General features: G+C 69.5%; 14 protein-coding genes. 8 read left to right on the plus strand and 6 right to left on the minus strand.

Going from position 1 to position 12328, the window contains the following annotated elements:
- Positions 1 to 6: 6 nt before the first annotated feature.
- Positions 7 to 543 carry a DUF6328 family protein gene (locus tag Aph01nite_RS27345; protein WP_204043866.1) on the plus strand — a complete coding sequence of 179 codons (537 nt, stop codon included), beginning with the start codon at positions 7 to 9 and terminating at the stop codon, positions 541 to 543.
- On the opposite strand, the gene Aph01nite_RS27350 is transcribed toward Aph01nite_RS27345, so the two are convergent.
- The gene (locus Aph01nite_RS27350; RefSeq protein WP_204043867.1) at positions 514 to 1461 is read right to left on the minus strand and encodes a TIGR03557 family F420-dependent LLM class oxidoreductase; all 948 of its coding nucleotides are present in this window, start codon (positions 1459 to 1461) and stop codon (positions 514 to 516) included. The genes Aph01nite_RS27345 and Aph01nite_RS27350 overlap by 30 nt on opposite strands.
- Before the next feature lie 61 nt (positions 1462 to 1522).
- Between Aph01nite_RS27350 and Aph01nite_RS27355 the strand changes: the two genes are divergently transcribed.
- Positions 1523 to 1672, plus strand: a complete 150-nt coding sequence (locus Aph01nite_RS27355; protein WP_204043868.1) for a GPGG-motif small membrane protein — start codon at positions 1523 to 1525, stop codon at positions 1670 to 1672.
- 88 nt (positions 1673 to 1760) lie between these two features.
- Here Aph01nite_RS27355 and Aph01nite_RS27360 read toward each other — a convergent pair whose 3' ends face one another.
- A complete protein-coding gene (locus tag Aph01nite_RS27360) occupies positions 1761 to 2480 on the minus strand; it encodes a metallophosphoesterase family protein (RefSeq protein WP_204043869.1) in 720 nt (239 codons plus the stop codon).
- Positions 2477 to 2731 carry a BON domain-containing protein gene (locus tag Aph01nite_RS27365; protein WP_204043870.1) on the minus strand — a complete coding sequence of 85 codons (255 nt, stop codon included), beginning with the start codon at positions 2729 to 2731 and terminating at the stop codon, positions 2477 to 2479. The genes Aph01nite_RS27360 and Aph01nite_RS27365 overlap by 4 nt, the downstream gene beginning before the upstream one ends.
- A gap of 138 nt (positions 2732 to 2869) precedes the next feature.
- Between Aph01nite_RS27365 and Aph01nite_RS27370 the strand changes: the two genes are divergently transcribed.
- The 3 genes from Aph01nite_RS27370 to Aph01nite_RS27380 are packed head-to-tail and all read left to right on the plus strand — an operon-like array spanning position 2870 to position 5327.
- Positions 2870 to 4066 carry a glycosyltransferase gene (locus Aph01nite_RS27370; protein ID WP_204043871.1) on the plus strand — a complete coding sequence of 399 codons (1197 nt, stop codon included), beginning with the start codon at positions 2870 to 2872 and terminating at the stop codon, positions 4064 to 4066.
- A 25-nt stretch (positions 4067 to 4091) separates the two neighbouring features.
- Entirely contained in the window at positions 4092 to 5021 is a 930-nt protein-coding gene (locus Aph01nite_RS27375) for a glycosyltransferase family 9 protein (RefSeq protein ID WP_204043872.1), read from the plus strand.
- A gap of 57 nt (positions 5022 to 5078) precedes the next feature.
- Positions 5079 to 5327, plus strand: a complete 249-nt coding sequence (locus tag Aph01nite_RS27380; protein WP_204043873.1) for a hypothetical protein — start codon at positions 5079 to 5081, stop codon at positions 5325 to 5327.
- An 81-nt stretch (positions 5328 to 5408) separates the two neighbouring features.
- Here the strand turns inward: Aph01nite_RS27380 and Aph01nite_RS27385 are convergent, their stop codons facing one another.
- Positions 5409 to 5657 carry a DUF6458 family protein gene (locus Aph01nite_RS27385; protein ID WP_204043874.1) on the minus strand — a complete coding sequence of 83 codons (249 nt, stop codon included), beginning with the start codon at positions 5655 to 5657 and terminating at the stop codon, positions 5409 to 5411.
- A 71-nt stretch (positions 5658 to 5728) separates the two neighbouring features.
- Here Aph01nite_RS27385 and Aph01nite_RS27390 point away from each other — a divergent pair, with 71 nt between their 5' ends.
- Positions 5729 to 6235, plus strand: a complete 507-nt coding sequence (locus Aph01nite_RS27390) for a shikimate kinase (protein ID WP_239162009.1) — start codon at positions 5729 to 5731, stop codon at positions 6233 to 6235.
- A gap of 18 nt (positions 6236 to 6253) precedes the next feature.
- Here the strand turns inward: Aph01nite_RS27390 and Aph01nite_RS27395 are convergent, their stop codons facing one another.
- Positions 6254 to 6715: an ATP-binding protein gene (locus tag Aph01nite_RS27395; RefSeq protein ID WP_204043875.1), complete on the minus strand. Its 462-nt coding sequence runs from the start codon at positions 6713 to 6715 to the stop codon at positions 6254 to 6256.
- A gap of 407 nt (positions 6716 to 7122) precedes the next feature.
- On the opposite strand from Aph01nite_RS27395, the gene Aph01nite_RS27400 reads away from it, so the two are divergent.
- Together Aph01nite_RS27400 and Aph01nite_RS27405 are read left to right on the plus strand one after the other, a co-directional pair.
- Positions 7123 to 8694, plus strand: a complete 1572-nt coding sequence (locus tag Aph01nite_RS27400; protein ID WP_239162010.1) for a trypsin-like serine peptidase — start codon at positions 7123 to 7125, stop codon at positions 8692 to 8694.
- A 151-nt stretch (positions 8695 to 8845) separates the two neighbouring features.
- Positions 8846 to 9988, plus strand: coding sequence for a PP2C family protein-serine/threonine phosphatase (locus Aph01nite_RS27405; RefSeq protein WP_204043876.1), 1143 nt, complete (start codon positions 8846 to 8848; stop codon positions 9986 to 9988).
- Between the two features lie 71 nt (positions 9989 to 10059).
- Here Aph01nite_RS27405 and Aph01nite_RS42515 read toward each other — a convergent pair.
- The coding region (locus Aph01nite_RS42515; RefSeq protein ID WP_373872331.1) for a glycoside hydrolase family 6 protein at positions 10060 to 12328 on the minus strand (2269 nt) is incomplete at its 5' end.

Below are 12328 nucleotides of genomic sequence, written 5' to 3' on the forward strand. Positions count from 1 at the left end.
GCCTGGATGGCTCACGACCAGCCCCTGTTACTGGAGAACCCCGAGGAGAACCCGAAGGAGCGGGTCGATCGGGAACTGGGCGAACTGCTGCAGGGGCTGCGCGTGGCGGCCACCGGCGTGCAGGTGCTGTTCGCGTTCCTGCTGACGCTGCCCTTCTCGAGCGGATTCGGCAAGGTCGACGCCACCGGGAAATGGCTCTTCTACATCGCCCTGGTGGCGGCGGCGACCGCGTCGATCTGCCTGATCGCGCCCGCCACCCAGCACCGGATCCTGTTCAGGTCGGGGCTGAAGGAGATCATGCTGCACCGGGCCAACGAGCTGGCCCTGGCCGGGGGCATCGCCATCGCCGTCTCGATGACGTGCTCGACCGCGCTGGCGGTGGAGGTCTTCCTGGGCACCTGGCCGGCCGTGTTGCTGGCGGGCGGCATCGCCCTGCTGAGCAGCTGGCTCTGGTTCCTGCTGCCGTTGATCACACTGCGCCGCCACCGGCCGGAGGCGGCCGAAGCGCGGCGGCTAGCGGAGCTGGGGCAGGACAACCGTTGAGTAGAACTCGAAGAACTCCTCCTGCTGCGGCCCGATCTGGGCGATGTAGATCTCGTCGAAGCCGGCGTCCACGTACTCCTGGATGCCCTGGAGGTGGTCCTCCGGGTCGGGTCCGCAGGGCAGGGTCAGCGACTCCGGGGTGACGAGCCGGGCCAGTTCCTCGAAGTGGCGGGGCTGCGGCAGCAGCTGGCTGGCCTCGCCGGTGATGGCGCTGGTCGGCCAGAGCCGGTGCGCCGTGGCGCGGGCCTCCTCCTCGTCGGTGCCCCAGCAGACCTTGAGCCCGCCCGCGGTGGGTTTGCCCGCGCCGCCCGACTTGTGGAAGACGTCCAGCAGCTCCTGGTCGGGCATGGTGGAGATGTAGCCGTCGCCGATCCGGCCGGCCATTTCGGCGGACTTGGCGCCCAGCCCGGAGACGTAGATGGGCGGCGGCTGCTCCGGCAGGCTGTACAGGCGGGCGGTCTCCACGTCGTAGAACTCGCCGTGGTAGGTGGTGAGCCTGCCGCTCCACAGCTCGCGGATGATCTCGATGGCCTCCTCCAGCATGCTCCGCCGGTCGTGCGCGGGCGGCCAGGCGTGGCCGACGACGTGCTCGTTGAGCGCCTCGCCCGTGCCGACGCCGAACCTGAACCGGCCGTCCAGCAGGATCTGGGCGGTGGCGGCGGCCTGGGCCGCGACCGCGGGGTGCATCCGGACCAGCGGGCAGGTCACCGCCGTGGTGACGGGCAGCGACACGGCCTCCGACAGCGCGCCGATGACCGACCAGACGAACGAGCTCTGCCCCTGTTCGTCGATCCACGGGTGGTAGTGGTCGGAGATCCACAGGGCCTCGAAGCCGGCCCGCTCGGCCAGGACGGCCTGCCGGATCAGCTCCTTGGGCGAGTGCTCCTCACTGGAGAGGAAGTAACCAAAAATCGTCATATGGGACTCCTGCCCCGCAGGATCGCGTTAATGACCCATTCGTCAGGGCAGTGGGGGTCTCATGGTTACTCTGCTCTGGCTCATAGCCGTAGTACTGGTAATTGCCGGGATCTACGTCATCCTGGCCCGTCGGGACATCCTCTGGGGGATCGTCCTCATCGTTCTCGGGTTCCTCGTGGGCCCGGGTGGTGTCAGCATCTTCAACGTCTGACTCAGGGTAAAGAAATGAGCGAACAGGACGGTGGTGGACGGGTGCCCAATGCATTCGCCCACTGCCGTCCTGTTCGGTCAGCCCGCCCTCAGAGTTCTTCGCCGCCCAGGCAGTAGATCGCGTACGCCCTGCCCAGCACCGGGAGCGCCACGTTGCGCACCCGGATTCCGCCAGGTGTGACGCCCTTCTCGGTCCCCGCGTGCGCGTGCCCGTGCACGATCAGGTCCGCTCCCGCCGCGTCCGCGGCCTCCGCCAGGAGATAACTCCCTAAGAACGGGTAAATCTCCGGCGGTTCACCGGCCAGCGTTTCCTTGACCGGCGAGTAGTGGCTGAGCACGATGCGATGGTCGGTGTCCAGCCCTTTCAGCGCGATCCGCCACCGGTCCGCGATCTCCCGGGTGTGCCGGACGAAAGCCTTCGTCTCCGGTTCCCCGAATTCACTCGCGCATTTTCCCGCGAATCCGCCGCCGAATCCTTTTCCGCCGGCGACGCCGAGCCTGCCGTCCAGCAATACCTCGGCGGAATCGTCCAGCGCGTACATGCCGGCCGTCCGGAGCATCGCGGCGATCTCCTGTTCGGCGTCCGAATGGTAGTCGTGGTTGCCCAGGACGAACACGACCGGGATGCCCAGGTCGCGGAACTCGTCCACGACCACCTGGCCCTCCTCGACCGTGCCGTGCCGGGTGAGATCCCCCGCGACGAGCAGCACGTCGGCGCGCTCGTCGATCCCGTCCAGGTGGGCCCGGTACGTCCCCCGGGCGTGCTCGCTCAGATGGATGTCGCCCACTGCGGCTATCCGAATCGTCACAGGACCTCCTGTTCGCCGGGCTCGCCGACGGCGACGCAGATCACCTCGTTGTGCACGACCATGCCGGGCGCGGCCTCGGCGGCCACCTGCGCGACCCGCTCCCGTTGGTCCTCCTCGCACACTTGCCCCTGAAGAAACAGATGGTCTCCCCTTATATCCACCCTTATGCCGAGTTCGTTGGTTCGCTCATCCTCGGCGATGGCCCGCTGCACGCGAGCAGCGACATAGTGCGGCGGATCCCAGATGTCCATGCCGCTGGGCTGCCCCGAACCACCTAGACAAAACCCCAATGTTTGGTACGGACCAGTATGGATAGATCTATACGGAATCTTGTGCCTAGGAAGCAGGCACCTCCATCGCTGACGTTTGCCGTCATGGAGGCGCCGACCATGAAGATCGCCATGATTTCCGAGCACGCCAGCCCGCTCGCCGGGATCGGCACGCCCGACGCGGGCGGCCAGAACGTCCACGTCGCCGCTTTGTCCACGGCCATCGCCCAGCTTGGCCACGAGGTAACCGTCTACACCCGCCGCGACGACGAAAGGCTTCCCGAGCGCGTGCCGTTCACACCCGGCGTCACCGTTGCCCATGTCCCCGCCGGACCCCCGGCGGGGATCCCCAAGGACGACATCCTCCCGTGGATCCCGCAGTTCGCGCGCTGGCTGCGCGACCAGTGGCGGTTCGACCGGCCGGACCTCGTGCACAGCCACTTCTGGATGAGCGGCCTGGCCGCGCTGGCCGCCACCCGGTGGGCGGACGTGCCGGTCGCGCACACCTACCACGCGCTCGGCTCGGTGAAACGGCGGCACCAGGGCCTCGCCGACACCAGCCCGCGGACCCGCATCGAGTCGGAGTCCCGGATCGGCCGGGCGGCGGACACCATCATCGCCACCTGCCCCGACGAGGTGGACGAGCTGATCAGGATGGGCGTGCCCCGGCAGCGCGCCCGGATCGTGCCCTGCGGGGTGGACCTGGCGCAGTTCCAGGCCCGGCTGCGGCCCCCGAACGGCCGCCCGCGCCTGCTCTCGATCGGCAGGCTCGTCCCGCGCAAGGGCGTGGAGACCGTCATCCAGGCCCTGCGCCACATCCCCGGCGCCGACCTGGTGATCGCGGGCGGGCCGCCCGCGCAGGACCTGCACCGCGACCCCGAGGTGACCCGGCTGCGCTGGATCGCCGCCCGGGCCGGGGTGGCCGACCGGGTCACCTTCGTCGGCCAGGTGACCAGGGCCGACGTGCCCGCGCTCATGCGCTCGGCCGCCGCCGTGGTCACCGTGCCCTGGTACGAGCCCTTCGGCATGGTCGCCCTGGAGGCCATGGCCTGCGGCGTCCCCGTGGTCGCGTCCTGCGTCGGCGGCCAGAAGGACACCGTCGTGAACGGCGTCACCGGCGTCCTCGTGCCGCCGCGCCGCCCGCGCGCGCTCGCCGGGGCGGTCCGCCGGCTGCTCGCCGACCCGGTCCGGCAGATGGCGTACGGCATCGCCGGCGCCGACCGCGCCCGCGCCAGGTACGGCTGGAACCGCATCGCCCAGGAGACCCTCGCCGCCTACGCGGGCGCGCTCGCCCAGGCGCGGAGGACCGCGTCATGACCGCGCGGGCCCACGGGAGACCCCGGTGACGACGGCACTGGTGCTGCGCGCGCTCGGGCTCGGCGACCTGCTGACGGCGGTCCCGGCGCTGCGCGCGTTACGCCGGAGCGGCCTGCGGGTCGCGCTCGCCTGCCCGCCGGAGCTCAGCGAGGCGGCGGCGCTCACCGGCGCGGTGGACCGGCTGATCCCCACCCACGACGGGGAGCCGGTCGTCTGGCCGGGCATGGCCGACCGCCACTCCGACCTGCCGCTCATGCCCGACCTGGCCGTCAACCTGCACGGCCCCGGCCCGCACAGCCTGGAGCTCCTGCGGGATCTGCGGCCGCGGCGGCTCTGGGCGTACCGGACGGAGGACTTCCCCAACGGGCCGGAGTGGGACCCGGCCGAGCACGAGGTGCGCCGCTGGTGCCGCCTGATCGACTGGTACGGCCTGCGCAGCGACCCCCGCGACCTCCACCTGCCCACCCCTCTGGTGACCAGCGGCTTCCCCGGCGCGGTGGTCGTGCACCCCGGGACGGGCACCCCGGCCGGGCGCTGGCCCGCGGAGCGGTTCGGGCAGGTGGCCAAGGCCATGGCCGCGCGCGGCCTCCCGGTGGTGGTCACCGGCACCCGGCGGGAGCGGCCGAGCGCGCTGCTGGTGGCGACCAGGGCGGTGCTGCCGCCGCAGGTCGTACTGGCGGGCCGGACCACGCTGCGGGAATTGTGCGCGCTGGTGGCCGGGGCCGCCCTGGTCGTCAGCGCCGACACCGGCGTCGCCCACCTGGCCACCGCGTACGGCGTGCCGTCCGTGACCGTGTTCGGCCCGGAGCCGCCGTCCCGGTGGGGACCCCCCGAGGATCAGCCCCGCCACCAGGCCCTGCACCGCGGCCCCGATCCGGCGGCGGTGTCCACGGAGGAGGTGCTGGCCGCCGTGGACCGCGCGCTGGACCGCCCTGGAGTAAAGGTCATGGAATAGTTCCGAACCCGTTCCGCCGCGACGATATCGAGGGGGATGAAAGGGTAGGGGCTCGGTATGACAGAGGAACAGCGATCGCCGACCGGCAAGCCGATGGTGCCGTCCACCCCCATGGACGTCATCCACATCCGCCTGGGGTCGTTCGCGCTGGTGTTCTGCCTCGCGGTCCTGGTCCTGTCGATCGTGACCCGGCTGTGGTGGCTGACCGCCATCGCTGCGATTCTGGGGGTGTTCGTAGTCGTTGACATGATCCGCGCAAGCCGCCGCCAGGGGTCCCTGGGCGGCGGCCCACAGTCGGAAGGTTGAGCACGCACCCTCGATCTTCCATTTACGCCCCGGTCTCCCGGCATCAATGGCCGAGGCCGAGAGACCGGGGCTCAAGAATCTCTACAGGGGATCGTTGTAGCGCCGCTCCTCGTACACGCGGCGGGTGGCGGTCTCGTCCACCGGCACGACCGGGGTAGCCGTCCGCCGGACCGCGTTCAGCCGGTACAGCCCGAACAGCAGGCCGGCGAGTCCTCCGAGCATGAGGATGACCCCGATGACCTGGATGTCGATGCCGGCCAGAGTGAACTCGACCGCCCAGGTCAGGATGGCCCCCAGCATGATGAGCACGATGCTTCCCGCGATGGTCATGGCATTTCCTCCTTCGCCCGGTAGCTCTATCCCCACCACGGATCTCAAACGTGGGGGCAGAATTGCTCCCCATGCGGGACATACCAGTGGTGATCGTCGGGTTGATGGGGGCCGGGAAGAGCACGGTCGGCCGGCTGGTCGCCGACGCCCTCGGCCGCGACCAGCGTGACAGCGACGCCGACCTGCACGACCGGTACGGCCTGACCGCCGCCGAGATCGCGGCCACCCTGGGCGCCGACGTGCTGCACGAACGGGAGGCGCGGGTGCTGCGCGCGGCCCTGGACCGGCGCCCGCCCCTGGTGATCGGCGCGGCGGCCAGCACGGTCGAGGACGCGGAGGCGCGGCAGGCGCTGCGGCGGGCGTTCGTGGTGTTCCTGGACGGCCCGCCCGCGCTGCTGGCCGAGCGCATGCGCTCGTCCGCGCACCGGCCGCATTTCCTGCCCGACCTGGAGCGCATGCTGACCGAGCAGCGCGAGCGGCGGTTGCCGTACTTCGTGGAGGTGGCGGATCTGACGGCGGACGCGACGCGCCCCGCCGAGGAGATCGCGGCGCAGGTGCTGGCCGCCCTGGATGATTAGCCGACGATTAGCCGACGACTAGCCGACGACGGCGTGCGGGCGGGGGGCGAGGGGGCGGTCACCGTACCCGGTGCCGAGGATGAACCAGACGATCTTGCCGCCGCGCAGCGACTGCACCACGCCCCAGTCGTCGGAGAGCGAGCCGACGATGAGCAGGCCGCGGCCGTCGGTGGAGTCGAGGTCGGGTTCGCGCTGGCAGGGCACGCCCTCGCCGGTGTCGAAGATCTCGCCGTACACCCAGCGGCCGTTGCTGCACAGCCGGAGCGCGAACGCGGTCCCGGCGTGCCGGATGACGTTGCTGACCAGTTCGCTGACGATGAGGGAGCAGTCGTCCACGAGGCCGTCGGTGCCCCAGCGCACGAGTTCGCGGCGGACCAGTGCGCGGGCTCCGCGCACGCTCGAACCGACGGCGGGAAGCAGGCATTCCGCCGTCCTGGTCGGGCCCGGGTCCAGCGCCACGGTGGCGAAGGGGAGAGTCACGTAAGCCTCCTTGGCATGGGAGCGCTCCCATCACCAAGGTACGGCACCGCTACCGGCATGTGAATTCGTCGCTACGGGATTGTTACCTGTCAATCTCCGCGACAATTGTCACTCCCCCTGTCAGACCGGACAAAACTCCAGCTCAGCGACACTGGGGACGCGAACCCGCGATCAGGACGGACTACCGACCGGTACATGAAAGTAGCTGAAACACTGCGCTCCGCGATCGGAGCAGATTAGACGACGATCACCCGCCATCCGGTTCCACCGAAAAGTGTGATCTGGATCACAGATTCCCGGGATTCCCCTGACTTGCGGAAACGTCGCCGGTAGGGTCCCTGACAATCCATTTACTGACGGATGGGACGCAAGTGACGTTCCACGCCAGAGCAAGGGGGACCCCAGCAGTGAACCGCACCCTCATCCGCAGCACTCTCGGCAGCCTGGGTGCCGCCTCCGGCCTGCTGGCCGCCGCGCTGGTCGCCCTCCCCGCGCACGCGGACCCGACGTACACCGAGAAAGAAGCCCTGGCTGGTTCCAGTGAGGCGCAGGCCATCGCCTACTTCTGGGACAAGGCACAGCTTCAGGACGCGACGCCGTACAACGTGGAGACCACGGTCTCGGCCAAGCACGTCTCGACCGGAGGCCCCTCGGCCTCCAGCAAACCGGGTACCGTGCCCGCGATCGGGGACGAGAAGAAGAAGACCAGCACCAGCACCAGCAAGAACGTGAACCTGCCCAGGACCACGGGCAAGGTGTTCTTCATGGGCGCCGACGGCAAGCCGCACTGGTGCTCCGGCACCTCGGTGCAGTCCAACTACCGCAACGTGGTCGCCACCGCCGGCCACTGCGTGTACGACACGGTCAGCAACAAGCCCACCCTGGAGCACTGGGTCTTCGTGCCCGGCTACTACCAGGGCAAGACGCCCTGGGGCATCTACGTGGGCAAGACCGCCTACACCCACTACGACTTCGACGTGTACGAGGACGGCGACCGCGACTACGCCTTCGTCACCGTCTACAACGGCGTGCAGCTCACCGGGGACAAAGAGGTCGACAAGAAGGCCTACGACTCCTGGAAGGGCGCCAAGAAGATCCTCTCCGAGGAGGTCACCAAGGCCGAGTTCGAGGCCAAGTACACCGACGGCGGGCCGTACTGGAAGAAGACGCTCGCGCCGGTGAGCTCCCCGGTGGACCCGCCCAAGGCCAACTTCACCCAGGCCGAGGCGGAGAAGTACTACACCGACGGCGTGGACGGGGTGAAGCTGACCACCGAGTCGGTGGCCGTGGCCACCTACAACGCCGCCCCCGCCGGGACCAACGCCCTCAAGAACGGCGAGAAGTGCCCCAGCTGGTGCGGCCCGGACAGCGGCGTCTGGTACCCGATCGACGAGAAGGCCTACAACGAGCTGAAGGCCGACGCGAACTTCAAGGGCGAACTGAAGAAGGTCGACCCCGGCCAGTACTTCAAGCGCGAGTGGTTCATCAAGAAATGGGTGAAACTCTCCACGCCCGAGGTCTACTACAAGGACCACTACATCATCCGCGGCCTGCAGGACATCGGCCGCCTGGGTGACCGCGTCGGCGGCCAGGGCCTGGCGTACAACCAGAAACTCGGTAAGGCGCACTTCGTCTTCGGTTACCCCAGCGGCTCCCACCCGGATGGCAACCACGCATTCTCCGGAAAAACCCTCAAATGGTCGTACGGCACGACCTTCGCGGCGGTGTCCTCGGCCATCAAGGGCGAGGAATTGGTCGGCATCAAGTCGTCCTTCACCGGTCAGGGCGCGCTCGGTTCCTCCTGGCTGGCGGGTTACAAGAGCACCCGCCGCCTCGGTTACCTGAACGGCGTCACCATCGCGGTGGCCGACCGGGACGGCAACCGGCGCATCGACACCTCGGTGTCGCCGTATTTCGACGGCGAGACATACGGCGTTTACAAATCGGCTGCCAACGTTTGGTCCGGCTCGATCGTCTAAGCAGGTGACACAACGCCCGTGCTCTTCCAGGGCACGGGCGTTCTGCGTTGTGTCGCGGTGTGCAGAGCGTTATCGGGACTTCGCATCTCAGGCTGGATCGTGAAGTATGGTCGCAAGCGCAGATGACATGCGATTGAAGGGGATTCTCCGGATGCCGCTTCAGCTCGGCGGGCTGTTCAGTCCCCGACGGGGCCGGCGGCGGGCGGCGGGGGCGCGCACGGCGTTGGCTCTGGCCGTGCTGCCTTTCCTCATGATGCTGATCGTGACGGTGGTGGAGGCGGTGACCGGCCCGGACAAGGGCTTCCTCCCGCTGCTCGCGGTGGGGCCCGCGTTCGCCAGCCTCACCGGCGGGGTCCGGCGCACGCTGATCGTGGGGTTGACGGCGCTGGTGCTGGCGGTGGCGCTCACCACGTACAACGACCTGGAGATGAGCCGCGCCTACGTCACGGCGGGATCCATCGCCGGGGTGACGGCGGCCAGCGCGCTGGCCACGGTCGGGCGGCGGCGCCGGGAGAAGGAACTGGCCAACGTGCGCTCGGTGGCCGAGGTCGCGCAGCGGGTGCTGCTGCGGCCGGTGCCGCGCCGGGCCGCGCACATGCGCATGGCCGTCTCCTACACCTCCGCCATGGCCGCCGCGCACATCGGCGGCGACCTGTACGAGGTGGTGACCGCCCCCGCGGGCGTCCGGGTGATCGTCGGCGACGTGCAGGGCAAGGGCCTGGAGGCGGTGGAGACCGCCGCGCTCGTGCTGGGCGCCTTCCGGGAGGCCGCGCACGACGAGAAGGACCTGCAGGGCGTCAGCGCCCGGCTGGAGAAGGCGCTCAACCGGCGGCTGTCCGGCGAGGAGTTCGTCACCGCGGTGCTGGCCGAGGCCAACCCGGACGAGACCACCATGACGCTGCTCAACTACGGCCATCCGGCGCCGCTGGTCATCCGCGCCGACGGGGAGATCGAGTGGGCCGAGCCGGCGGACCACGTGCCGCCGCTGGGTCTGGCCGCCCTGGGCCCCGAGGGCCCGGTTCCCTACAGCGTCCGCTTCGAGCCCGGCGACCAGATCCTGCTCTACACCGACGGTGTGGTGGAGGCCCGGGACCAGTGGGGCGCCTTCTATCCGCTGGGCGACCGGGTCCCGCTCCTCAAGGACGAGGACCCGGAGGCGGCGCTGGAAGCGCTGCGGCGTGATCTGATCGCGCACATCGACGGGACGCCCAAGGACGATGCCGCGATGCTCCTGCTCCGCTGCCGCGAGCCCCAGGGAACGGGACTCGCGGCAGACGGAACCTCTCAGGTGTGAGTCGCGGTCCTGCCGAGGAGGACCCCCAACCGCGGCAGGACCACGACGATCAATCGGCTACAGCCGCGTCCTTACAGGGGCGGGTACGCGTTCTGCAGCAGCTGGCGGAACTGGGCCGAGAACCAGTGACCGGACAGCGGGGAGTTGGCCAGAGCGCCGGTGGAGTTGTTGCCGTTGCGCTCGTTGCCGCCGTAGGTCGGGTCGCACATCCGGTCGAAGCCCTTGCCCTCGTCGTTCGGGATGGCGGTGCTGGAACCGTCCGACTCGCCCGGAGGCTTGATCCACACGTAGGCGTCGATACCGGAGGCCGGGGTCGCCCTCGGCCGCTCGCCCAGACCGGCCCCGCTCTGGTTGCACCAGTTACCGGCGTGGATGCGCCGGTCGACGCGGGACTCGTTGACGAAGGTGTTCAGGTTCGTCGAGGTGCTCGGGCCGGTCGGCCGCGCCGACCCGCCCCAGCCGTTGCGGGAGGTGTCGATCAGCATGCCGATGTTGGACGAGAAGCCGTCCTGGATCAGCCGCTGCCGGAACGCCTGCGCGAAGCTGAGCTCGTCGATGTAGAAGTTCCAGTCCACCCAGGTCGACTGGCGGATCTGCTGGCCGTTCACCGAGCCGTTCACGGTGAAGTACGGCTCGGTCAGGGCCGAGTAGTTGGCGGTGTTGGTGATGAAGCCGTCCACCGTCGCCCGGCCGCCGGTCGCGCTGTTGGCGGTGGAGGAGAACAGCTGCGAGGACGGGCCGAAGTTGGTGTCCCAGCCCAGCCAGCCGTGGTGCCCGGCGTCGACGTAGTTGTAGACGTTCGGGATGGCGTGCAGCTTGCCGAGGGCGTAGGCGACACCCTGGACGTAGGCGCCGGTCTGCTGCGCCTCCTGGCACTTGGCCACGTTGGCGTTGGTGATCAGGTTGGGCAGCGAGTCGATCTCGATGACCGCCACGATGCGGAGCGGGGCGTACTTCGGGTCCGCCATGATGCCGGCGATGACGTCGATGTACTCGGTCTTGTAGCGGTTGAGGCCGTTCTGCGCGATCAGCAGTTCACCGTTGGAGGCGAGCGCCGAACAGTCGCGGTTGGGCAGGTTGTAGATGACGACCTGGATGACCAGCTTGGAGCTGCCGTTGGCCGCGTCCTGCTGGAGCGCCAGGTCCAGGTGGTCCCGGAGGCCCTTGCTGTTGCTGCCGGCCGAGCCGGAGGTGATCGCCGCGATCCGGTCCAGCCAGACGCCGGTGGAGACATTGGCGACCGCGGAGCCGCCGGGCTCGGAGGAGGCCTGAGCGGACCAGTCCGGGTTCACGTAGCCGGTGGCGCCGACGTACGGGTTGTCCTGGTGCGGCTCGTACGTGGGGTTGGTGCCGTCGTTGTCGGCCTCGGTCGCGACGACGGTCACGGGGGTCAGGCCGCTGGAGGCCACGGTGATGTTCCGGGTGCCGTTGGTGGTGTCGGCGTCCTCGGCGGCGGCCAGAGTGACCGTCTGCGGAGTGTTCCAGTTCGCCGTGGTGAAGGTCAGCGACCCGCCGGCCGAGACGGTGATGTTGGTGTCGCCACCGGCGGCGGCGGTGTTGGTCACGGTCACGTTGCCGGTCGGCTGCGCGTTCAGGCGCACGCTGTAGCTGGCGGTGGCGCCCTCGGGCACGCCGACGCTGGTCGTGCTGACCACCAGCGACTGGGTGGTCGAGGTGTCGTTGTCGGCCTCGGTCGCGCCGACCGTCACCGAGGTCAGGCCACTGGAGGCCACCGTGATGTTCCGGGTGCCGTTGGTGGTGTCGGCGTCCTCGGCGGCGGCCAGAGTGACCGTCTGCGGAGTGTTCCAGTTCGCCGTGGTGAAGGTCAGCGACCCGCCGGCCGAGACGGTGATGTTGGTGTCGCCACCGGCGGCGGCCGTGTTCGTCACGGTCACGTTGCCGGTCGGCTGCGCGTTCAGGCGCACGGTGTAGCTGGCGGTGCTGCCCTCGGGCACGCTCACAGCGGTCGAGCTGACCACCAGCGACTGGGTCTGGGCGGTGTCGTTGTCGGCCTCGGTCGCGGCGACCGTCACCGAAGTCAGACCGCTGGACGCCACGGTGATGTTCCGGGTGCCGTTGGTGGTGTCGGCATCCTCGGCCGCGGCCACGGTGACGTTCTGCGGCGTGTTCCAGTTCGCGCTGGTGAAGGTGAGGCTGGAACCGCCGGAGACGGTCAGGTTGGTGTCACCACCGGCGGCGGCGGTGCTGCTCACCGTCACGTTGGAGGTCGGCTGCGCGTTGAGGCGCACCGAGTAGGTGGCGGTGCCGCCCTCGGGCACGCTCACGCTGGTCGGCGTGACCACCAGCGACTGGGTGGGGTTCGGGTTGGAGCCCGTGCAC

Origin of the sequence: Acrocarpospora phusangensis (assembly GCF_016862995.1) — a bacterium.
Taxonomy (GTDB): Bacteria; Actinomycetota; Actinomycetes; order Streptosporangiales; family Streptosporangiaceae; genus Acrocarpospora; species Acrocarpospora phusangensis.